Below are 24,664 nucleotides of genomic sequence, written 5' to 3'. Positions count from 1 at the left end.
ATGGTAACAAATAGAAAAAAGAAATCAGCCTTCCGCCGTGTAGCGGAATGGCTGCATTTATGGCTGGGGCTGATCTCCGGCCTGATCGTCTTCATCGTATGTTTTACCGGCGGGCTTTGGGTCTGGCGCTACGAGATCGGCTATTTCACGGAAAAATACCAGCGTGTTGAAGTACGTAATAAACCATATCTTCCGCCCTCCGTGCTTATTGCCAGGACCCGGGCTTATCTCGGGGTAAAAAAAGATACCGGGGCAACACTGAGCAATCTCATCAACAACGGCCCCGGGCGTTCGGTCATGATTGGCTATACTTTCGGTAAAAAAGGTATTGCCAATATCTATGTTGATCCGTATGACGGGCACATCATCCTGGATAAACGTAAGCCTTCGACCTTCGAATGCTTTATCCTGTTTGTGCGCGCAGGGCACCGTTTTTTATGGTTGCCGCAGAAGATCGGCAGTCCCATTGTTGGTTCGGCCTGTTTGGTCTTCCTGGTCACCATCATTACCGGCCTGGTCTGGTGGTACCCGCGAAGCTGGAACCAAAAGAACCGCGACAGGAGCTTTAAGATCAAATGGAACGCCAACTGGAAACGACTGAATATCGACCTGCATAATGTGGCCGGGTTTTATGCTTCCATTTTTATCTTTCTTTTAACGGTTACAGGTATCTACTTTACGTTCGACTGGTTCAAACACGGCATGTACCGTACGCTGACCTGGAAAACGCCCGTTGAACTCAAAGAAGATGAGCCGTTGTCAGATACGACGCTCACCAGCAAACCTGTGGTATCCGTGGCACTGGACGATATCTGGCGGCAAACGGCCAAACGCCATCCGGATTTCGGGCGTATTGTTTTAACCGCTCCCCATGAAGCCAAAGAACCTTACGAGGCGATGGTATTCTTTGGTGACGGCACCATTATTTATAACCGCGCTACCTATTTTTATGACCAAAGCACACTTAAACCATTACATTATATTGATCAGGAAGACCGCCCTTACGGCGAGCTGTCTGCGGGCGAAAAACTATACCGCATGAATTTCGATATCCATACCGGTCAGATCCTCGGGCTGCCGACCAAAATACTGGCTTTCTTCGCCTGTATGATCGGCGCAAGTTTACCGGTAACGGGCACGCTGATCTGGTATAACCGCAAGTGGGGTAAAAAGAAGAAAAAAGCAGCCTCGCCATTGGCCTAAGGATCAAAGTCCTGCCTGCCCCGGAGCTGATCTTCGGGCAGGCAGTTCAGGCGCTACGGTATTTATCCTAACTTCAGTTTACGTAAAAAGGCATGGTTAAGCATTCCGGTCAATGAACAAAGCGTGGAAAAGGCTTGTATGTATGGCCGGTAAACGCGGGCCGCTTTCAGTCCTATAATTATAATATACTGCTGGTAGACTACATGTCTTGACTGAATTGTCATGGTTTACCACCTCCTTCCGGCAGGTTTTGCACCTTATCCTGCCATCTTGCGCGTAATAAAAGCATCAGTAAAGTAACTTGTTGTAAGTTATTGATTGTTAAGCGATAATGAGTTTTCTTGACTTTGCATGTAAATGCCCGAATCTGCCTGATGCATTTTGATAGCGGTAATAATATGTTTGCTTTAACAATAGTCTCTATTTGCGCCCTGCATTAGTTGCAAATGATCCGGGGCAGTTTGGGATGATGTTGACCAATTATACTAATAGCGTTTTTTAAGAGGAAGCGGAGGATTTTTCTGATTCGGCTAAATTCATGATTGTCCGGCGTGCATGCTGCCTGGATAATGATTGCCGGCCGGGTAAATCATAAAAATTACAAAGCTCTTCAATTAGCGCCTTTAGTCAGGAAACCAATTGACAATTAACAACCAATTATGAAATTAATTTTACTTCAATGGAAGTATAGGCATAAGGCGTTAAGCTTTTGCGCTATACCTGCAGTGGTAAGCTGTATAGCCCTTAACAGTACAGCAGCTCCTGCAAACAGATATTCAGCTATGCATAACAGTAAATCCCGGCTTGTTCCGGATCATATTATCACGGGTACGGTAACCACAAAAGGGCAGCCGATGCCTGGTGTAACTGTAGCTGTCAAAGGGCTCAAGGGCGGAACAATTACCGATGTTAAGGGACGTTTTACCATCAAAGCAGGTGATAACGCTATCCTGATATTCAGCATGGTTGGTTTTGTGAAGCAGGAAATTCCTGTTGGTACGAAGACCAGTATCTCTGTTGAACTTGTTGAGGAATTAACATCGCTCAACGAAATTGTTGTTGTTGGCTATGGCACCCAAACCAGGAAAGATCTGACATCTTCTGTATCCTCCATCAAGGGCGAAGATATAGCCAGAGTGCCGGTAACAAATCTTGACGCCGCTGTGCAGGGTAAAGTTGCCGGTGTGCAGGTAGTTCAAAACTCTGGTGCCCCCGGCGACGAAACTTATATCCGGGTCCGTGGTAACGGCTCGTTATTTGGTGAAAACAGGCCTTTGTACGTGATTGACGGCGTTCCGATGAATAATATTCCGGCAGGAGTATCACCACTTGGAGGAGACGGGCAGCGGATTACAGCTACCAATGACATTAACCCCAATGATGTAGAGTCTATCGAGGTGTTGAAAGATGCTGCTGCAACGGCTATTTACGGTTCCCGCGCCGCTGCCGGTGTCATTTTAATTACCACTAAAAAAGGCAGGAGCGGACGGGCCCGGTTAAATTTTAATGCTTATACAGGCGTGGCCACAGTAACGAAGCGGCTTCCGCTGTTGAATGGTGATCAATATGTTGACCTGATCACGGAAGAACGCGCCAATGCCAATCTGCCTGCAGATCCCGCAATTGTTAAAACCGGCACCAATACCAATTGGCAGGATGCTATTTTCAGAAATGCACCTATTTCGGAGTACAATTTATCAGTTTCAGGGGGGGATAAGAACATTACCCATTATTTATCATTCGGTTACCTTGATCAAACAGGAACGGTTGTCGGACAACAACACTTTAAGCGCCTTAACGGCCGTGTAAACCTGGAATATAAAGCCACCGACAACCTGAAAATAGGCATCAGCGTTAATGGCATGCATTCATTGAACAATCGCATCGACAACAGCTTCTCCGGGCAATCGGTACTTGCAAATGCATTGATCTATAACCCCAACTATCCTATTTACAATACAGACGGCAGCTATTATTATGATATAAACCGCAGGGCTGTCAACCCGGTAATGCTGGCCAATAACCTCCGCTTTGTATCTGTTGTTGACCGTTATGTTGGAAATGTTTTTGGTGAATATACCATTTTATCAAACCTGAAATTCCGCACCAGTTTTGGTATGGATAACCAGGGGGTTCAGGACGATCGTTATCAATCCACCGAGATCAACAACCGGAGTGCGGCTACCGGTGCGGCTGATTTTTTCACCCAGATGCTTTGGCTGAATGAGAATACGCTGACCTATACAGCTAATTTGCCAAAGGGGCATTCATTGTCGGGAGTGATAGGCGAAAGTACCCAGGTTACGAGTATTCGCCGTATTGGTGCCGCCGGGAATACCGGCGCCACAGACCTGATTGAGGCAATAACCGGTTTTACTAACCGTACGGAAGCAAGCGATTACCGTTCAAAATCCGGATTACTCTCTTATTTCGGCCGTGTTAATTATAATTATCAGGACAGGTACCTTGTACAGGTGGCCGCACGTATTGACGGCTCTTCGCGTTTTGGTAACAATCAGAAGTACGGATTTTTTCCAACAATATCAGCAGGATGGCGTGTCAGCAATGAATCGTTCATGAAAAATCAGCACATCATCGACGAACTGAAATTGCGTGCAAGTATCGGTGTTTCAGGTAGTCAGGAAGGTTTAGGAAACGATTTTCCTTCATTGGCTACTTATGCTACAGCGGTCAACTATGGCACCGAGCCCGGGATTGCAGCTTCAACCTTGTCAAATAAGGATTTAAGTTGGGAGGCAACCACGCAAACCAACCTTGGGATTGACCTTTCACTTTTTAACAGCCGCGTTAACATTACTGTTGATGCCTACCTTAAACAAACCAATCGTTTGATCTTCAAACTCGATCTGCCTTATACATCCGGTTTTGCCCGCACAAATGGTGCAAACATCGGTAAGCTGCAAAATAAAGGCATTGACATCAATGTAAGTACTGATAATATCAGGGGCAAATTTCGCTGGAGCACAAACTATAACATGTCCTTCAACCGGAATAAAATTACTGATCTTCCTCAGTTGGTTGCAGGCGATCCGAGCAGCTCGGATTTTACCGAGAGTTTGCCGGGTCTTTATGGTACTACGCTGCCAACCAGTATTTACCGTGTGGGCGAAGCCGTGGGTTCATTCTTTGGTTACAAAAGTTTGGGCGTAGATCCCCTGACGGGGAATATGATCTACCAGGATACCAACGGCGATGGAAAGATCAATGCTGCCGACAGGGTTATTATCGGAAACGCGCTTCCAAAATTTACCGGTGGTTTTACCAATACATTCAGTTATAAAGGATTTGACCTGAGCGTTTTCCTTTATTTTTCTTATGGTAATCAGGTCTATAACCAAACCCGGGCAATCCTGGAGCGTATGGCCGGCTACAACAATGGCAGTACTACTGTTTTAGGACGATGGACGCCCGCTAATACCAATACCAATGTGCCGAAAGCAATTTTTAATGATCCGCTTGTGACCAACAGCCTTACCAATGGCGAAATGTCTTCGCGCTGGGTAGAGAATGGTTCGTTTCTCAGGTTGAAAAACATTACGCTGAACTACAATCTCCCTTCATCTTTTTTAAAAAGAATGCGGATCCAGTCGGCAAAAGTATTTGTGAGCGGACAAAACCTTGCGCTATGGACAAAGTACTCCGGTTATGACCCGGAGGCACAGAACCAGTCGGTTAAAAATTCGCAGTTGGGTATTGATTATGCTGTTCAGCCGCAACCACGTACCATCAGCGCAGGCATTAATGTTAGTTTCTAATTCAATCATTATGAAAAAGTTTTTAATAACACTCCTTATACCGGTATTGCTGTTTGACTCCTGTACCAAAGTACTCGACCAGGTTCCGCAGGATAAAATCACCGAAGAAAATTTTTATAAAACCCCGGCCGACGCGGAAGCTGCCGCCACAGGGATCTATGATGCTGTTCAGGCATTGTCTACCCAATATCCCGTAGCTTTTGATGCGTCCTCAGATTTGGCCAATGCTTTACTTATTAATTATAGTCCATTTTCACAGCATGGCATAACGGTGGATAATACCCTTGTTGCTTCATACTGGCAAAACAACTACACAGGGATTGGCAGATGTAATGACGTACTGAAAAATGTACCCAATATTGATGCCGGTTTGTTTGCTGCCGGCCAAAAAGAGCGGATTTTGGCCGAGGCATATTTTATGAGGGCATACTTTTATTTTAACCTGGTGCGGGCCTATGGCGGCGTACCCCTTGTAACCAAGCCTTATGATTCATTTAATGCCGATTTTACCATTGCCCGTTCCACAACCGATCAAGTATTCGCACAGATAATATCAGATCTGAAAATTGCCGAAACCAGTCTTCCCTTAAGTTATGCTTCCAATATAGACACGCGCGGCAGGGCTACTCAGGGCGGTGCAAAAGCCTTGCTGGCCAAAGTGTACCTGGGCATGAAGGATTATAATAACGCTGCTGCGAAAGCGCTGGAAGTAATGAATAATACTACCTACAGCCTCGTTTCCGGCGCTTCGGCATATTCGGCAATGTTTTCTGCTTCGTCTAAAAATAGCAACGAATCTATCTTTGAAATACAGTACGTAAGCTCATCGTCCGAAAGTAATGGCTTGTTTAGCCTGTATGTGCCTACACCCGCGCCAACGGGCATACAGGGCGGCAGCTACCAGATTGCACCTACAGATAAGATCATCAACGCTTTTGAGGCGGGAGATATCAGGAAAAATGTTTCTGTGAGCTACAGTCCGGCCACACCGCCCGTACCGTATGCGGGGAAATATCTAAGGCTTACCAATGGCACCGATCCTGATATAATAGCCATCAGGCTTGCCGACATTATCCTTGTACGTGCAGAAGCGTTGAATAACCTGGGGCAAACTGCAGAAGCTGCTGATGCACTGAACATCATCAGGAGGCGTGCATTCGGGTTAACGATAAATACAGCATCAATACGGGATTTTCCGAGTGCAAATGATGTAGCCAATAACTACAGTCTTACCCGGGCAATTGAAAACGAGCGGATGAAGGAGCTATGTTTTGAAGGGCAACGTTTTTATGACCTTGTCAGGACCGGCCGTGCCACGGCAGTACTTGGCATTTCGGCCAATCAAATGCTATGGCCAATACCCTTACGGGAAGTTGGCCGGAACCCTAAACTCCAACAAAATCCAGGTTATTAATTTCAATAAGGATATCTCTATGAAAAGGAAAGTAATTTATGCGCTGCTGGCTTGCATAGCAGGTTTGGGTACTAATTGCAAAAAACAAATCGTGGCCGGTGATGGCCACGTAAAATCCCCATTAACGACAGGTAATCAAAAATTGCCTGCTTTAGTAACCGATTATACGGTGACCTGGTTCGGGAATAATTTTCCGGACGTTAACAATCACGTAGGTAATGCGGCCCGGTCAATGTGGGTTTCGCCGGATGGCATCGTTTATACCGCATCGGGCTGGGACGAAAAGAGCAGGAATATTGGCATTTACCAAAACGGTGCAACTATTGGCGCAATGGGTGGTACCAAGGACTCGCAGGGTAGTGCCATTGGCGGCGATTCAACCTCTATATATACAGCGCAGCAGGCACCAAATGCAGGTTATATAGGTCGCTATGGCCGAAGCACCAAGACGCGTAACCTGCTTTTTAAAGCAAGTAACGGAACCGGGGGTGCCATTCGTGGCATCCTGGTTAACGGCAGCGAGGTTTTTGTAAGCGATTTTGCCGGGAACAGGATAGGGGTATATAGTAATGCGGGAGTATTACTCCGGGAATGGACAGTTACCGAACCGGGAGCTTTGGCCATGGACAGTCAATCCAATCTCTGGGTTGCCCAGATGAGCACCGGCCAGGTAAAGAGTTATAGTCCTACAGGCCTTGCCGGCGCAGTAATTGATATGGGGACCGGCAGCAGGCCGGCTGCACTTTACTGCGATAAAACAGCCGGGTTACTTTATATCGGCGATCAGGGGCCTGATCAAAACATCAAAATCTATTCAAACCTGGCTGCAACTCCGCAATTGCAGTCAACCTTTGGGGTTACCGGCGGCTACCTGGAATCTACAACCGGTATCCGCGGGCAAACGGGGGATAAGCGGTTTACCAGGGTGGTAGGTATAGGTAAAGATAGTACCGGAAAGCTGTATGTGCTCAATAATCCCTGGGGAGGGTCATGGGATTTAGGGCGCAACGGTGCTACCGATATTCATTGTTACAGCACCTCCGGGAATTTGTTGTGGGTATTGCAAGCCTTGAATTTTGAAGGCAATGCCGGTGCAGACTCAGGAACAGACGGGGCCGATTTTTATAGCGGGAATATGTTTTATACCTACAGCGGTACAGGAGGTGGTAGGTTTAAAGGCAATACGATAGATCCGTTCAGGTATCCGTCCGATCCCCGCATTAATTTAGGCGACCCGTCAAGAGGTCTGCATTTCGGGCATTTTGCCAATGTTGGCGGAAAAAGGATCCTGATAGCCTGTGGCCAAAATCCTGATACGTTCTATAGTTTTTATTTTAACAGGAACACTGATGGTTATATTGGCATTCCGGGCGATTCTTTTACCAAGGTAAGAAACGGTTTCGCCTTAGATTCGCTGGGTGGTGTCTGGATTTCGCAGGACAAGACCAATGCCATTCAATATTATGAGCTTACGGGCTTCGCCGGCAGCGGAAAACCGATCTGGGCTTCACCGGTGAGTACCGCTGTGCCTGCAAGTATAGCTCCCCTTAACCGTCTTGCATACCTGCCCAATGGCGATCGGATGATACTGGCCGGCGGAAGTGCCGACTGGACGCTGATCGGTAACCGGATAGAAGTTTATAACGGATGGAAAGCAGGTAACCGCATACCAAACACAGTTATAACCCTGACCAGGGGCCAGGCAAAATCAATGACGGCTTCAGGTAATTACGTATTTGTTGGCTATTATGCAGTACCTAATATCGATATTTTTGATCTTGCTACCGGAACCCTGGTATTGAGCATGACCACCAATAATGAGGTTTATGTAGGCAACGATGTCGATTCAATGTACGGCATTAATGCCTACAGGAAATCAAACGGGCAATACCTGGTAACCAAAGACGATTACAATGCGAATAAGGTGGTACTTTATCAATGGTCACCTGGTCAATAATAACCGCAGCTATAAATGAATACAATTAATCCGATGCTATTAAAATGCCTGTTTTTGTTGTTGTTGCTGGGAAGTCCGCTTATCGCCGCCGCGCAAATGACCTCCCCGGAGCAATGGGTAAATTACGACCAGGTTTTCAATCTTAAAACGGGCTTAAGGCAATATAATTATGATGTTGCCCTTATCCATTCCAATACCAATACCAATATACTCTGGCCCGGCGAACAGCCGGGCTATACCGTTCAGGTTGTCAACAACCTGGATGTTCCCATTGAGGTTAAGGGTAAATTGGAAATCATCCGGTATGGTACCAAAGGCAAGCCAAATGACGTTTGGCTGCCTGAAATGGTAAAGTTTGCTACAGTCTCATCGTCATATTTGCCGGTTTCTATTAAACCTAAGGGCTTTGCTAATATTGAAGTAAAACCAGTTATTCCCGCCACCTTTGGAGGATATGCCCTTATTCTTGATCTGGGACCATACGGCAGGCGCTTCATCTGCAGTGTGGTCAGGACGTTTGCAGCCAACCCGAAACGGCTGCAATACCCTAAGCAATCGTTGGATGATATGGATCCGGATTTTCTTCAGCGGCTTGGTATTCAGGCCGTAAGGATGGGCGTCGATTACTTTCCCACCACGGATGCTGATTATCAGAGCAAATTGTCGGCCCTTTATGAGAAATTAAAAAAATACCGAGATAGAAATATTACAGTGTTGCTGATGTTTGGCGCGGGCACGGCAAAATTGCCGCTTGACAGGCCCAGGCCGTTGTTAAACGATGAAGGGGTTATGCGTAAAACCAAACAGGATTTGGTATGGGCGCCTTCTGCCGATCCTGATTTTGCAAAGTTCGTCCACCGGTTCTGCATTGATCAGGGCTGGCCCAAGGGGCCGGTTACAGCGGTTTCTTTGTGGAATGAGCCCTGGGAGGGAAGTTCAATTTCGGGCTGGCAGTCCGATATTCCGCGGTACCGGGAAATTTATAAAAGCATGGCTGATGCAGTTTTGGATGCCCGTAAAAAGGGCGCAGATGTATTGATAGGAGGGGGTGATTCAAATTCCAACGCCTGGGATAAGCTTTTTGCCGATGGTAAAATGACTTTTCTGCCAATCTTTGACTTTTGTTCCATCCATTATCAGGGCATGGAAGCCCCCAGTATTTATCCCGAATGGATCAACCGGAAATCACCTAAGGGGCGGGTTAAAATATGGGATACAGAAAGCTGGGTGGGTAACACGGATGATCGTATCGGGCTAACTGTTGCAACTAACAGATCTGCCGGATATGACCGGTCTATGGGAATATATGCCGGGTACCTTTCAACGGGAGGCAGGGGATCTGAGCATTTTAAACAAAACGTTATGACAGATGCCGGTCATGTTATGATAGACCGGATCCCCGATGCCTGGTCGCCGGCTGTTGGAATAGGCGCGGTACAACATTTTATTGGTGAAAGGGAGTTTAACAGGCTGCTGTTCAAAAAAGGTTTGCCATGGGTGATGCTGTTTGATGGTTACGGCCATAATGCTGACGATGGCACCGCGGTTATATGCGGCGATATTGGCGAGGCTTTCGGCGCCGAACGTCTGCTTTTCAGAAACGTTAGGGGCCTTAAGGAAATTGAGGATAAAGAACGGATCCGCAGGCAATTAAATAACAAGTCACTTAGCCTGGCACAGAAAGATAGCCTGTTACGTTTGCTGAAAATTGCACAGCCGTTGTCGGGAGGTGCAATGACTATACCTGCCGATAAACACTTCAGGTTATATGATTTTTACGGTAACATCATTTTTCCCCAAGGAAGAAACATCCGCGTTCCGCTTAACACGCAGGGATATTATCTGCGCGCTGATGGAACCAAAGGTTCGTTCGGCAGGCTTGTTAAAGCTATGGAGCATGCCGGGATCTCAGGTTACGAGCCAATTGAAATTATTGCGAAGGATATGACAGCCCGGATTGAACAAAAAGCAATACTTAATCTGCGGCTAACCAATATCCTCAACAGGCCTGTAAACGGGCAATTGTCCGCCTCGCTTTCCGGCTTCACGTTATCATACAATAAAAACATAAGTATCCGCCCTCACGAAACTATCACTGTTCCGGTGCAAATAATCAAAGGCAAAGCTGATGTTACTAATACGTATCCCTTAAGTGTCCGTATCGAAACACCCAAAGATGGTATTGCTGTATTAAATGAGGAGATGCATGTCAATGTCATTTCCCGGATCCCTGTAAAGGTAGATGGCAACCTGGACGAGTGGCAGCCGGCCATACCACAAACGGTAAGCAGTAAGGGAAAGGAAAATGTGAGCCTTACCGAAGCTGCCTGGTATCCGTTCAAAAGCTTTGATAACAGGGCAGAGGGCTATGCAAACGGTTACTTTGCCTATGATGATCAAAATTTTTACTTTGCTGCCAAAGTAGCCGATAATACACCGCACCCGGGCACTTACCGTTTTGAAAACAGGCCCGACGATTCATTTTTTTATCCGGACACGGCATATATCATGGATATGGATAAAACATTGATGGCCAAAGAAGATAGTGTCCCGGCAAAAAGCGATGACAACGGCGCCTTACAGACGCCCCCTGGAAACGGAAGGATCATGCACTTTCTTTCCAGCAGTGATGTTGCTTATGCTTTCGGTATCGACCTGGACCTGCCGGCGCAAAAATATACCCGTGTATCTTTCTACATGCCCAATATAAGGGTGCCCAACGCTACAATCGAGGTGTTTGACGGGCAGACCGGCAATTTCCTTTTACGTAAAAAAATAGAAAACTTATGGCAGGGGGCTTTTGAATCGTTTGATCTTACAGGTAAGGTAAGGGTTGTTTTTCGCACTTATAACTGGTGGACATCGGTAAAAGTTGCCGGGATTTTCTTCGATAATTCAACACATGCCGAAGTTCATGATAAAGCCGTTTTTGTAAAGGAGGACCTGGATAGCAGGGGCAACTGGAAAGGTCTTTACGGACAAAATGGATACAAGATTATAGGAATAAACGCAAATATGCCCAATGATATAAAGCTTGGCATACCCGAAGTGAAAGTTAAACTTCCGCTTCCATGGCCGGATGGAGTACGTCATTATACCTCTCGTAAAAACCCGGTAACCCCGGATAATTCGGGACTTGGTTACTCGTATGATAATGTGATCCTTGCTTTCAATGTGTTACCCGCGGGAGCCGACGGTATGTTGGCAAACCCTCCGGGAACCATGCCGGGATATACAGGTTACAAGGATACGGATTATGAGTATGCGATGAATAGTGTAGCGCCTGAATATGGAGGGGGCGCAGAAATGTGGCGCTTGTTAACCCCGCAGCTCAACCGGAAACACTTCTTTCCCCGTCAGCCAAAATCAGCAGGAGAAGGGCCTGTAAAAAACAGCCGGCTGGTAATTAAAAGGACAGGGAACACGCTTGTCACAGAATGTGCCATTCCCTGGTCGGAAATACCGGATGTTTATAAAGCGCTGCAAAGCGGGAAGAAAATTAAGTTGTCTTTCCGGGTGAATGACAACGCATCGCCTGCTGCTACAATGGAACTGGCAAAGGACAGGAGTGTATCAAAAGTAAATGCCAGGGCCTTTCACCCCGACTGGAAAACGCATTGGGCAAATGAAGTAGAGTTTGGGTTTGAGAAGTAAGCGTTTCGGGATAAAAAATGCGTAATATCGTTTGAATTAAGGGAACTGTCCGCCGAAATCTTCGGCGGACAGTTTGATAAAAATGCACCTATGAAATTTAAGAGATTAACTTTACTTCTTGCTGTAGCAGCCCCGATATTTTGTTCTGCCCAGACAGCGGGGATTCACTGGACTGCGTTTCACGCACCGCTTCGACAGGTTTTGAATGGGCTATCTGGCGAAAAAGGAAATTACCCTTATTTGAATTTCGTTACGAATACCAATGATCTGATTGTTCGCCTGGTTTACGGGCAGGTTAAAAAAACTACAATCAAGTCAACAGACAGTAAATGCAGGCTATACGCTTTGGATGATGACGGAAAATGGACTGAATTTGAAGGAAGCCAGTCAGGAGCGGATTCGGTTACGTTGTTATTCCGGGATATTTCAAGGGATAATCATCAACCCCGTAAAAGCATCGAATACCGGCTGTTTTTGCCAATAGGGAGGGTGCCGGCTGAGATGGAGATAGGTACAGGTGCACAAAGCCAATTGGAGTTGCTGCCGCTTCAGCCCGAAAAACAAATTATTATATATAAGCAGGCAGGAGAAGACAAAGACATTGACCCAGGAGACATTTGGCCGGCCCGGCTGGAAAGAGACCTGGATCGTCCTGCTATCGTTTTTGATAGTAAGGCAGATCGGAAAGCATTTTTAGCACAGGCAGCAAGGCCCAGGACAAAAGCGGTTTTGCTGGAGGCTTGCGCTTACCGGGGAACTGGCAAGATAAGTCATATGATCAAAGATGCCCGCCAAATAGCGCGAGCCGGCATTCCTGTGTTTGTCATTCCTTGTGAGCATGAATCATTAAACGAATCAAAGCCGATATGGAACCAAATTACCAGGCAGACAGCAGGAACTAAAGATGTCTATACATTAAGCCGCCCCGCGGTTGATGACCGGGTCGCCTTCAATGCACAGGTACGCCTTGTACTTCAGGAACCCGAGGGAGATGTTTCAACCATGAAACCTTTAACCCAGCACCGTGACAGAAATTATGACTGGCGGCAAAGGCATGCAGATCAACTCGCTTTGATCAAAACAGGGTTCCCCAAAAATATCATATTTGCCAATTCTATTATTCACTACTGGGGTGGGCTGCCGCAATCAACCATGGCAAGGGGAAAAGATTCGTGGGATACTTATTTGCAGCCCTTAGCGGTACAAAATATGGGTTTTGGCTGGGACAGGATTGAAAATGTACTCTGGCGGATCTATCATGATGAGTTGGATGGCTTTAAGGCCGGGCACATTTTATTGATGGCAGGCACAAATAATCTGCAATCGAATACCGACCAAGAAATTATCAAGGGGCTTAGGCAGCTTATTATTGCTGCTAAAACGAGGCAGCCTCAAAGCGGGTTACTCATTTCCGGTATCATGCCGCGCCGTAACCTGGAGGCAAGGATCGCTGTGCTTAACGGCGGCATTGAAAAGCTTGCTTCAGAAATGAATATTAAATACATTAATCCCGGGGCAGTGTTACTTGACGATGCCGGCAAAATTAAGGAGGAATTATTTGGTGACGGTCTTCATCCTAATGCAACCGGCTATCGCCTGCTTGCTCCGCTCATCAAGAAAGCATTCAACGAAAACTAAGCTTAAAAAGAGCAAATAGCTTAGGGCTTAAAGCTGGTACTGTACAGACTCCTTCCTGTTTTATAATACCATTAACCGGGTTTAAAATATCCGGTTATTGGTTAAACTCGTCACCATATACCAAATGATGCTGTTGATCATATACCCTGATAAGATCAAGTTGTCCTGTTCCTTTAAACCGGCAAAAAAGTCCGCGGATGTTGCCTATTGGAGTGTTGTAAACCGTTTTGTATTTAAAAACGTTGTTTATATAAACCATGCTGGTTTTATTTCGCGTTTCGATGCGTACCACGGTCCATTTTGACAGATCAATTCCCAATGACGATAAGTTGTGGAAGTTTCCGGTTAACTGGGTATCTCCAAACTCGGTATCAGCAAACTGGGTACAGCCGGGTTTAACAAATTTGAAACGGCCCCGCCCGCTTTCTCCTGTAAACTCCAGGCTGGTGTCAAAGCAATCGAATCCACCCATGTCCTGGCTATTGCGCAAACGAAATTCAACAGTCATTTGATCTCCGTCCACATGGAAATTTTTGATGTTTCGATAGTCAACCCAATATTCCTCTTTGGTGTCAATATTAAGACCGCTTATTACTGCCGGTGCAAAATACAGGGACGTTTTATCGCTGAATTTGTTTGAGTCGATTACTACCCTTGCATTCTGGTCATTATTGCCAACATAACAAACCCATCCGTTTGTTTGTACATCAACCGCGTTTTTTGCCAATACGCGGCCATCAACAATCAGCCTCATTTTGTAAAAGTTAGGTGTTTTGTACTGATAGGTAAGCTCGCCTTTGGCGCCGAGCAGCAGTTTATATTCACCTCCGCTCCCAAAATCTATAAACGCGTTTTTATAATTTAAACCGGATAGGTCATAACTAATGGCAGCGGTTAACGGGGCATGTCCCGAAGTGTTCTTTACGTTGAAGGTAATATCGGGTTGATGGAAAAAAAATGTTATCCCAATTGTGGCGACGATTAACAGAAGCCCGCCGGCAATCCAAAAGCCCCGATTACTTTTTTTACCAGTGACCGGAATATCTGGATTAACAACACTGGCCGGAATTTCAACAGGTTTGGCCTCCTTTTCAAAATTTTTCTTTTAAAAAAAACGCCCAGTCCTTATAACCAAGGTATTGCGCCATCGCGTTTTTAGTTGCGATTTGCGGTTCGTAATTATCGTTTACCTTGAAAATACGTTTCAGTGTACGTACACTGATCGAAATTTTGGTTGCCTCAAAAATCTGGTCATGAAGCATGGTATAATTGTAATCAATCCAGTCGCTGCTCGGGCCCGACTGCATTTTATCCTCAATTAACTGAGTACATTTTAGCAAATAATCAGGGTTTTTCATTTCAGGTCAACGATCGTGCAAAAAAAATCAGCGGTGGAGCAATTAGGTTGTTAGGGGGCTCTCAAATATGCTAAAATGCGATCTTAATTTGTTACAGTTGGTGTTGTTTTTTAAAGTTTTTTTGCGCCGGTACTTTGGCTTGTTAATTGGAAGCATCAGTCCGGTTAACAATAATACAGGTAAAATAATAAAAAATTAAGGAAGGCTCATTGTGCTTGACTCTGCCCGAGAATGCATTTAACCTGAAATATACTATTTGATAGTTTCGCTGTCATTGTCTCCCGGTCCTGTGCTGGAGGCTTTACCAATTTGAACAATGAATGGATTATGAGAAACTATTTTCTGTCGTCATTTTTTCTTTTTGCCGGTACCCACCTGCTGGCATGGCCCGCCGAATCTGCACAAAGCCGGCAACGCTCAAACAGCAAACAATCAAATTAAATAACGATGAAGAAGATCATTGCCCTGCTCTTTGTTAGTATTGCTTTCCCCTGTATAGCACTTGCCACCGACTACCTTATCACAGATTATGGCGCGATAGGAAACGGCAGTCAATTATCCACAAAGTATATTCAGAAAGCTATTGATGCGTGCAGCGCTAATGGCGGCGGGCGGGTAGTGGTGCCTTCAGGAGATTTTTTGACGGGGACAATATATTTAAAAAGCCATGTTGAACTTTATGTGAACAGCGGGGCCAAAATTTCGGGGAGCAGGAATCGTGCTGATTACCCCAAAGTTTCCGGTGAGCGGGGGCTGATATTCGCTTTGGAAGCCACCGACGTAGGCATTACCGGCAGCGGTGAGATCAATGGGAACGGGGGCTCCTTTTATAAAGGCGATAACGCACCCGACAGGCCATTCCTGGTCCTGATCAAGAAATGCAGTAAGGTATTGGTTTCCGGCATCAGCCTTAAAAACCCGGCTTTCTGGACCTTTCGCCTGCTGTATAATGACCGGGTGAATGTTGAAGGTATCTATATATACGCCCACGTTAATTTTAATAACGACGGATTGGATATCGACAGTAAGAATGTAACCGTTAGTAACTGCATCATCGATACTGACGATGATGCTTTGTGTTTTAAAAGCGACAGCAGTTTCATTTGCCAAAATGTAACCGTATCCAACTGTGTGCTCGCCTCCAATTGCAATTTTATTAAAATGGGTACCGCCTCTGTAGGAGGCTTCAAAAATATCAGTATAAGCAGCTGTATTTTGCAGAGGGCTTCCGAATCGCGTTTGCGCTTTTGGGAACGAAGTGTGCCCGGGGTAACGGAACCGGTGACGGGGCTGGCAGGGATTGCGCTGGAGATAGTTGACGGTGGGGTGATGGATGGCATTAATATCAACAATATTGTGATGGATGGCGTACAGACACCGCTATTTGTCAGGTTGGGTAGCAGGAGTAATGCCGCGGGCATTGTCAGGAATGTAATGATCAGCAATATAACCGCCAAAAGCGTAAGCAGGATAGCGAGTAGTATTACAGCAATTCCGGGTTTCCGGATAGAGAATGTCGTGTTGCGCGACATCAACATTCAAAGTCCCGGGGGAGGAAGTGAAACCGATTATACCGCTATAATCCCGGAGCAGGAACGTGCTTATCCCGAAAATCGGATGTTCGGCGTCATTTTGCCTGCCTATGGGATATATCTCAGGCACGTTGGTGGTATCAGCCTTTATAACGTTCAGTTCAGGCCAGCTGCGGGCGAGGCCCGGCCCGCTGTGTACGTTGAGGATGGACGTGAAATCCGGGTTTCTGACCTAAAAGCAACGGCACCCATACAACATGCTCCATTGGTTGAACTAAATGATGTTTCGGGATTTAGTTTTGAAGGCGATACAGCTGATCAAATAATCCCGCTCCTTTTCCGGATCCGCGGTGCGCGATCAAACCACATCAGTATAACCGGGAAGTACGATGACCATATCCACCGCCTTTATGAATTAAAAGATTCGGCATCGAAAAAGGCGCTTACCATCAGATAAATATTTATTGATACCTGAATAAGCAAATGAAAATTACCATATCTAAACCTGAAAGCAAAAAAGGCGCTGAAACTGCTCCTGTTTTTAAACTGCTGTTATTCGTATTTTGCTTTGTGTGTATACAAGGCAAAGCCCAGGAATACCAGGTGGGCGCTTTCACATTTACTGTTCCAAAGCAGGAAGGCCTGAACGTTAATATCAGTCATGCTTACGCTAAAGCCGGGGTTTTACTCCTCACCTGCCGCTTTACTGCTACAGGAACATTTAAGAATGAAATTAACATTCAATGGAGCTCGCCGCTTCGCGACATTACAGGTTTGTGGACTACTAATGGTAACGAAGCACGTTTTATGCACGCAGGCTTTAAAACGCAAGCTAACCTTGCCAGCCAGGCACCGGTTTTGGCCATGTATAACGATGCCGGGCGAAACCGGTTAACGGTAGCTTTGTCTGATGCATTTCACAAAACTGTATTATCTGCCGGTGTAAATGAAGATAATTCAGTACTTAATTGCAGTGCCGCCATCGAACTCACCGGCGAAGAGCGGAACAGCAGGTCGTACCAGGTTACCGTGATGCTGAATGACCGGGATGAAAGGTATGAGGGAGCGTTAGGCCGCGTAGCCGCCTGGTGGTCTGCTATGCCTGAGTATCATCCTGCGGTAATCCCGACGGCGGCGAAACAACCTTTATATTCGACATGGTATAGTTATCATCAAAATTTTAACGAGGCCTTATTGCTTAAAGAATGCATAGAAGCCCGTAAACTGGGTTATACCGGAATTATTGTTGATGACGGCTGGCAAACGGTCAGCCATGCGGGTGGCTATGGCTTTACCGGCGACTGGAAGCCGGAGCGACTTGTACATATGGCTGATTTTGTGAAGAAGGTACATGCAACCGGGATGAAATGCCTGCTTTGGTATTCGGTACCTTTTATGGGTTATCACGCCGAAGCTTATGAACGTTTTGAAAATAAATTTTTATATAAAAGCGACCGTCAATCTGCCGCGGTACTTGATCCCAGGTATCCAGAGGTGCGAAAGTTTATAGTTGATCGTTATGTGTCGGCCTTGAGAACATGGAAGCTCGACGGCTTTAAACTTGATTTTATTGACAGTTTTACGAATCAACCAGGTGAGCCACCAAGTGTTAGTAAAGATGCAGATTATCAATCGGTTTATGCAGGTCTTGATGCGTTGATGTCAGAGATAAAGAACGCGCTCACTTCCGTCAAACCAGATATCCTGATCGAGTTTAGGCAATCATACACTGGACCTGCAATGCGTAAATATGGCAACATGTTCAGGGCAGGCGATTGTGCTGCGGCTGCGCTTACAAACCGTATCAGGATAACAGATATCAGGCTGCTGGCAGGTGCAACAGCAGTTCATTCTGATATGCTCACCTGGAATTATAATGATACGCCGGATGTTGCGGCCCTGCAGTTCCTGAATGTGATTTTCTCCGTTCCCCAGCTTTCCGTACGGTTAGGTGACATTCCTACGTCACATCTGAATATGATCCGGTTTTATACCCGTTACTGGCTCAAAAACAAAGATGTTCTGATAAAAGGTAGGTTCCGGGCTTACGGGCCGGAAATGAATTACCCGGTGCTCAGCAGCGAAAAAGGAGGTAAGCTGATCGCCGGTATTTATAGCGATCAAAGCCAACCGCTTCTTTTAAATAAACCGTTTGTAGATATCATTAACGGGAAAACCACCGGCGGAGTATTGATAAAGTTAATGGCAGCCCGAAGCTATAGCGCAGCGATATTTAACTGTGAAGGGAAAAAAATACGGGTTAGCAAATTAAAAGGTGGTTCAGGTATTCAAAGGTTGAGTATTCCGCCTTCAGGGATAGCTTACTTACGGTAACTGGATTACAGATCTGGCCATATAAATAAGTGTTTAATAGCTACTAAGCCGGCTCCCAATAGGATCCTTCCAGTTAGCAAAGTTAGATCCGGCTTCGCTCAAACGCGTTGACATTTTTAGTTTTAATTGTATAGATTTGTATTTGGGTGTACTTTCCCCCGACGCCATGGCGGTTGATCAATTAAAAAACCTGAATGAAAATGAATTAATGCACAGGCTGCAACTTGGCGACATACAAGCGTTTGATCATGTTTTCGAAAAGTTTTATAACGCCCTGTGCTTTTATGCGACCAGGCTAACATCTGATAGATTTGCAGCAGAAGAGATTGTTCAGGATATTTTTTATAAGCTATGGAACAAGCATGCCGATTTTATTTCTCTGAACTCGATAAAAGCTTTTTTATACATCAGCACCCGTAACGCTTCGATTAATTTTCTAAATAAAGAACAACGGAAAATAAAGCATGACGCTGAGTTCGGCTTACTGGAACATGAATTTCAGGAACCGGTAATTAATGAGATTATTTACACGGAGGTATTACGTGAGATTGCGATTGAAGTAGATGCCCTCCCTGAACAATGCGCGAAAATCATTAAGATGATCTTTGAAGACGGTCTGCAACCTAAGGAAGTTGCGGACAAACTTAATATAACGACAAGCACCGTTTACAACCAAAAAATGCGGGGGCTTTCGATTTTAAAGAAACGTCTTTCGGGAAGATCATTTAGTATTTTAACTTCCGTGATGCTATCCATGTATTTCAAATAAGAAACAATTCCGGTCTTAAAGTTTTAAGGTTACGTTGCCCGGTATGTTCTAATTCCCTATTACATGCAGTTGCCCGGCTTTCTGTACTATGCTGCTATATCATCACCTTTTTTTATTGTTTCAATTGGCACGCTTTTCACAAGGGACTGACTGTAAATTGAATAAGGTTTTCCTCACTGAATACGACGAGTATTTAAGAACGTAAATATTTTTTTCAATGTTTTAGAGGAAACACCCGTATGCATTGTTTCTATAACATTAACACCAATTCATAGGCCATGTCGAATAAAAAGTTGTATGATTCATTTCATATAAGCAAACTTTTAGCAGGGAAACTTAGTGATACCCTCACAGCAGCAGAAGAGGCCGAACTGGAGGCGTGGTTAGACAGGAACGCCGGCAACAGGGAAATCCTTGAAAGGTTGTTAAGTGAAAATATCCGCGACGGCGATATCGGGCTCCTGCTGGAATTTAATGTTGAAAATGCATTAAGGAATATGAAAGCCCGGATCGCTCATGACCGAGACCATGACCTGAGATCTGAAAGAACAAAAAGCTATCCCTTGAGGATTGCTGTAGCAGCAACGGTTCTTATAGCGCTATCTGTTGGCTTCTGGTTATACAAAGGCAAGCCGCGTAAAGAGCAGCTATCGCTTCGTGTTAAAAAGATCGAGATTACGCCGGGTGTCAATAAAGCAATATTGGTTTTGTCCAATGGAACTAAAATAGATCTTCAAGCAGCCCAAAGAGGAAATATCACTAATCAGGCGGGCGCCGTTGTCCGTAAAGAGGCGGACGGCAAAATAGCCTATCGGGACGCCGGTTCTGCAGGCACTCAACCGGATACAGAGAACGAATTAAACACTTTGTATGTTCCCAAAGGGGGGCAATATCAGGTGACCCTTCCGGATGGTACCCGCGTCTGGCTTAATGCGGCGTCATCATTAACCTATCCAGTTGCCTTCAAAGGCAAAGAACGCCAGGTAAAATTAGCCGGGGAGGCCTATTTCGAAGTGGCTAAGAATCCCGAAAAGCCATTTCATGTCAACGTAGGAAGCAAGCAAACGGTGGAAGTATTGGGGACGCATTTTGAAATCAAGGCTTATGATGATGATGCCGATATCAGGACAACTTTACTGGAGGGCTCGGTAAAAGTAAGCTGTAAAAACAGCCATGTCATTATAAAGCCGGGCCAGATGGCCGTGAATAATCTGAAAGAGCCTTTAACTATCAGAAATGCCGACCTGGATGAGGTGATGGCTTGGAAAAATGGCCTGTTTGTTTTTAACGATGAGCGGATTGAGGACGTATTAAAGATAGCTGCAAGATGGTACGATGTGGATGTGGAGTACCGCGCCGGTGCAGGCCAAAAGAAACTAAGGGGTATTGTATCCAAATACAAGAACATTACGGAACTGCTTGATAACATAACCATAACATCCGGGATTCACTATAAAATAGAAGGAAGGAGGGTAATCTTGATGAATTAATATTCTACTAAAAGAGATTACCGGAAAAAGACCAGGGGCGTTGCAACCGCCCCTGGTGAACACAGTCTTGAGAACTGTGTAAGCAGGTAATCAGTATGATCGCTGTTAACAACCAATTATTAATTAACCTAAGATTCAAATGTATAAAATTTATACAGCATTTGAGCGTGGGCGTATGTTCCATGTTCATCCTAAATTATGGAGAGTAATGAAACTTTCTTTTTTTATCTGTCTTATCGCTTTCGTTCAGGTAAGTGCTTCCTCTCTTGCTCAAAAGATTAACCTGAATAAAAGGAATGCCCCGCTATGGGAAACCTTAAACGATATCCACAAACAAACTGGTTACAGTGTTCTTTGCGACCCGGAAATTTTAAGCAATGCCAAACCTGTTACGGTTAAAATAAAAGACGGATCATTGGAAGAGACCTTAAAAGCGTGTTTTATTGACCAGCCCTTCCAATATGTGATCAATCAAAAAACGATATTAATCACACCCGCAAAATCGCCTGTGCCTATCCTCAGTGAATCTGTCGCCGCTATCAAATTAACGGGCAAAGTGACGGATGAGCAAGGAGATCTGCCCGGAGTAAGCATCAAATTCAAGGATTCCAATATAGGGACGATATCAGATGCCAAAGGCAATTATGCTCTCAGTGTTCCCGATGGTAAGGGAACACTTGTTTTTACCTGTGTCGGTTATTTGACCCAGGAAATTCCTATTGAAGGGCGCACTACAATTAATGTTCAGTTAAAAGTGGAAGCAAAGGGATTGAACCAAATCGTAGTGATCGGTTATGGTACGGTCCGCAAAAAAGACCTAACGGGTTCGGTTTCCTCAATAGGGGCCAATGAAATCAAATCGCAACCGATTAACTCGTTTAACCAGGCATTGCAAGGGAAAGTGTCCGGTGTGCAGATTACTCAGGCATCTAATGCACCCGGCGGGGGGATAACTATTCGCGTGCGTGGCGGCAATTCTATCTCTGCCAGCAATGATCCTTTATATGTCATTGACGGTTTTCCAATTTCGGTTCCTGTCGCTGCAAACGGTGCCAGTGGCAGCGGAGCCAGCTATGCTAACCCCCTCTCTACCATTAACCCGAATGATATTGAGTCAATAGAGGTTTTGAAAGATGCTTCAGCTACTGCAATATATGGTTCGAGGGGAGCGAATGGTGTGGTATTGGTAACCACCAGGCGTGGAAAACTTGGACAAGCTAATATTGAATTCGAAACCTATGCCGGTGAACAGCAGGTCGTTAAAAAACTAAAGCTAGGGAATGCAATGGATCATCTCAATTTGAAGAATGAGCAACTTGTCAATCTCGGCTTCCCGTTACGGTTTGGAAACCCCGGTGGTGCTTATCCTCAACCTGTTGCCTCATATGGAGAGGGTACCGACTGGCAAAGAGAAATCTTTAGGACCGCCCCGGTGCAAAGCTATCAATTGTCCATTACCGGTGGCTCCGATAAAGTAAAATACCTGGTTAGCGGGAATTATTTAAATCAGGACGGCATTGTCATAGTCAACAACTTTAAACGCTACGCATCGAGGATAAACTTAGACGCCACCTTGAGCGGGCACGTTAAAATTGGGTCCAACCTTGCTGCATCGCGGACAGTTAATAACGGCGTGTCAGAAGGCCTGGTTGCGGGTCCTATATACGAGGCGCTGACGATATCACCAGCCAGCCCCGTTTACGCAGCGGATGGTAACTATCAGTTATTGAATTTAGGCCCCGGAACAGGTTTCGCGAGTACGCCCAACCCGGTTGCTGTGCAAAATACATCAACGAATTTGCTTACAACTGACAGAATGCTGGGTAATGTATTTGGCGATTTCGGCCTAACAGAAGGCCTGAAGGCCCATATCAGTTTTGGTGCGGACGTTCAAAATTCATTCAGAAACGTATTCTTTACCCCACAAACTCTTGCAGGGAGTGGCCGAAACGGCTACGGCAGTAACGGCACTTCTGAAAACATCAATACGTTGAATGAAAACACGCTTACGTATACCAGGAAAATAAATGCTAATCACGCATTTGATATACTTGCTGGCGTCACCTTTCAAAGCAACAGGCTGCAAACAACCTATCAGGAAGCGGAAAATTTCCCGAACTATGTATTGGGTGCCAATAACTTATCGGCAGCCAATACACTTGATATTACAAGCAGCAGGCTGGAGAAGTGGGGCCTGAATTCCTATTTGGCCAGGATAAATTACCGTTTTAAAGGCCGTTACCTGTTCACGGTTAGTGCACGCGAAGACGGCTCGTCACGCTTCGGTGCCAATAATAAGTATGGATTTTTCCCCTCCGGCGCATTTGCCTGGCGTATTTCTGACGAGAATTTCTTAAGAAACAATCCTGCTATAAGCGACCTCAAGTTTAGGGCCAGTTACGGTATTACCGGGAATGATGGAATTGGCTTATATAATTCGCTTCCTCAATACACCATCGGGAAAACTGTATTTAATGATATCGAAGTACTTACCAACCAAGTCTCGCGTATTGAAAACCCGGATCTGAAATGGGAAAAAACCGCACAACTGGATATCGGTCTCGATGCTGGTTTTTGGAATAACCGAATCACCGTTGTCGGAGATTATTACTTGAAAAAAACCAGCGGTTTATTGTTATATGTGGATTTACCCGCAACAACAGGCGCTACCAGCGTCTTGCGTAATATTGGCAGTGTACAAAATAAAGGGTTTGAATTGGCAATTACGTCTGTAAATATTGACAAAGGTGCAAACGGGTTTAAATGGACTACGGCCGGTAACGTTTCTTACAACGAAAACAAAGTCACCGCACTAGCTAATGGCGTAGATCATTATTTTTCCGGGTTAACGATAATTGAGGTTGGGAAACCCCTTGGGTCCTTTTACGGTAATGTATTTGATGGCGTGTGGCAAACAACGCAACAGATTGCGGCCGCGGGTCCGTTGGCACAAGCGGGTAGTTTGCCTGGCGCGTATCGCTGGAAAGACGTAAATGGTGATGGTGTCTACAATGAATCGACAGATCGTCAGGTATTGGGAAACGGCCTCCCTAAATTTGTTTTTGGCCTCACCAATAATTTCGCATACAAAGGGTTCGACTTCTCGTTTTTCCTGCAGGGTGTTCAAGGCAATAAAATTTACAACACGTTCACGACTTTGATAGATGCGCAATACAACCACCTCAAATCATACTACGAGAATCATTGGACACAAAGTAACCCGAGTAACACTGTTGGAGGTATACGTCAGTGGGTTTTGCCTGCGGTTTCGAACTTTGCGATAGCGGATGGCTCGTTTATACGCTTAAAAAATGTTACGTTCGGGTACCAATTGCCAACATTTACGAAAATTATCAAGAAAGCCCGTGTCTACTTTAGCGCGCAAAACCTGCTTACGTTCACTAAGTACAGCGGCTATGATCCTGAAGTCAACGGCGATTTCAACAGTAACACCGTGTACGGAAGAGATAATTTCAATTATCCGCCGTCAAGGATCTATATGCTTGGTCTGTCTGCTACATTTTAAATTAAATCTGATA

General features: G+C 45.4%; 13 protein-coding genes. 11 read left to right on the top strand and 2 right to left on the bottom strand.

Going from position 1 to position 24,664, the window contains the following annotated elements:
- The 6 genes from ABID99_RS18070 to ABID99_RS18045 all read left to right on the top strand — a co-directional run bounded on the left by ABID99_RS18070 (position 1) and on the right by ABID99_RS18045 (position 13,642).
- Complete coding sequence (locus tag ABID99_RS18070; RefSeq protein ID WP_373614656.1) at positions 1-1,203, top strand: PepSY-associated TM helix domain-containing protein; 1,203 nt, start codon at positions 1-3, stop codon at positions 1,201-1,203.
- 659 nt (positions 1,204-1,862) lie between these two features.
- A complete protein-coding gene (locus ABID99_RS18065; protein WP_373614655.1) occupies positions 1,863-4,979 on the top strand; it encodes a SusC/RagA family TonB-linked outer membrane protein in 3,117 nt (1,038 codons plus the stop codon).
- Positions 4,980-4,989: 10 nt separating this feature from the next.
- Entirely contained in the window at positions 4,990-6,393 is a 1,404-nt protein-coding gene (locus tag ABID99_RS18060; protein WP_373614654.1) for a RagB/SusD family nutrient uptake outer membrane protein, read from the top strand.
- A gap of 19 nt (positions 6,394-6,412) precedes the next feature.
- Positions 6,413-8,350 carry a hypothetical protein gene (locus ABID99_RS18055; RefSeq protein ID WP_373614653.1) on the top strand — a complete coding sequence of 646 codons (1,938 nt, stop codon included), beginning with the start codon at positions 6,413-6,415 and terminating at the stop codon, positions 8,348-8,350.
- 15 nt (positions 8,351-8,365) lie between these two features.
- On the top strand, positions 8,366-12,004 hold the full coding sequence (locus ABID99_RS18050; protein WP_373614652.1) for a hypothetical protein: 3,639 nt from the start codon (positions 8,366-8,368) through the stop codon (positions 12,002-12,004).
- Between the two features lie 90 nt (positions 12,005-12,094).
- Positions 12,095-13,642 (top strand): GDSL-type esterase/lipase family protein, encoded by a 1,548-nt coding sequence (locus ABID99_RS18045; protein WP_373614651.1) that lies wholly within the window; start codon positions 12,095-12,097, stop codon positions 13,640-13,642.
- A 94-nt stretch (positions 13,643-13,736) separates the two neighbouring features.
- On the opposite strand, the gene ABID99_RS18040 is transcribed toward ABID99_RS18045, so the two are convergent.
- A complete protein-coding gene (locus tag ABID99_RS18040; RefSeq protein WP_373614650.1) occupies positions 13,737-14,396 on the bottom strand; it encodes a hypothetical protein in 660 nt (219 codons plus the stop codon).
- Positions 14,397-14,733: 337 nt separating this feature from the next.
- On the bottom strand, positions 14,734-15,000 hold the full coding sequence (locus ABID99_RS18035) for a hypothetical protein (protein ID WP_373614649.1): 267 nt from the start codon (positions 14,998-15,000) through the stop codon (positions 14,734-14,736).
- 447 nt (positions 15,001-15,447) lie between these two features.
- On the opposite strand from ABID99_RS18035, the gene ABID99_RS18030 reads away from it, so the two are divergent.
- The 5 genes from ABID99_RS18030 to ABID99_RS18010 all read left to right on the top strand — a co-directional run bounded on the left by ABID99_RS18030 (position 15,448) and on the right by ABID99_RS18010 (position 24,651).
- Entirely contained in the window at positions 15,448-16,989 is a 1,542-nt protein-coding gene (locus ABID99_RS18030; RefSeq protein WP_373614648.1) for a glycoside hydrolase family 28 protein, read from the top strand.
- A 26-nt stretch (positions 16,990-17,015) separates the two neighbouring features.
- The gene (locus ABID99_RS18025; protein WP_373614647.1) at positions 17,016-18,866 is read left to right on the top strand and encodes a glycoside hydrolase family 36 protein; all 1,851 of its coding nucleotides are present in this window, start codon (positions 17,016-17,018) and stop codon (positions 18,864-18,866) included.
- Positions 18,867-19,008: 142 nt separating this feature from the next.
- Complete coding sequence (locus tag ABID99_RS18020; RefSeq protein ID WP_373614646.1) at positions 19,009-19,635, top strand: RNA polymerase sigma-70 factor; 627 nt, start codon at positions 19,009-19,011, stop codon at positions 19,633-19,635.
- Between the two features lie 278 nt (positions 19,636-19,913).
- Positions 19,914-21,125: a FecR family protein gene (locus ABID99_RS18015; RefSeq protein WP_373614645.1), complete on the top strand. Its 1,212-nt coding sequence runs from the start codon at positions 19,914-19,916 to the stop codon at positions 21,123-21,125.
- A 139-nt stretch (positions 21,126-21,264) separates the two neighbouring features.
- Positions 21,265-24,651: a TonB-dependent receptor gene (locus ABID99_RS18010; RefSeq protein ID WP_373614644.1), complete on the top strand. Its 3,387-nt coding sequence runs from the start codon at positions 21,265-21,267 to the stop codon at positions 24,649-24,651.
- Positions 24,652-24,664 lie beyond the last annotated feature (13 nt).

The sequence above is a fragment of the Mucilaginibacter sp. OAE612 genome, assembly GCF_041806395.1.
GTDB lineage: Bacteria > Bacteroidota > Bacteroidia > Sphingobacteriales > Sphingobacteriaceae > Mucilaginibacter > Mucilaginibacter rubeus.
Note: the sequence above shows the minus strand (reverse complement) of the source record. Positions and strands in the feature narration are given on the sequence as shown.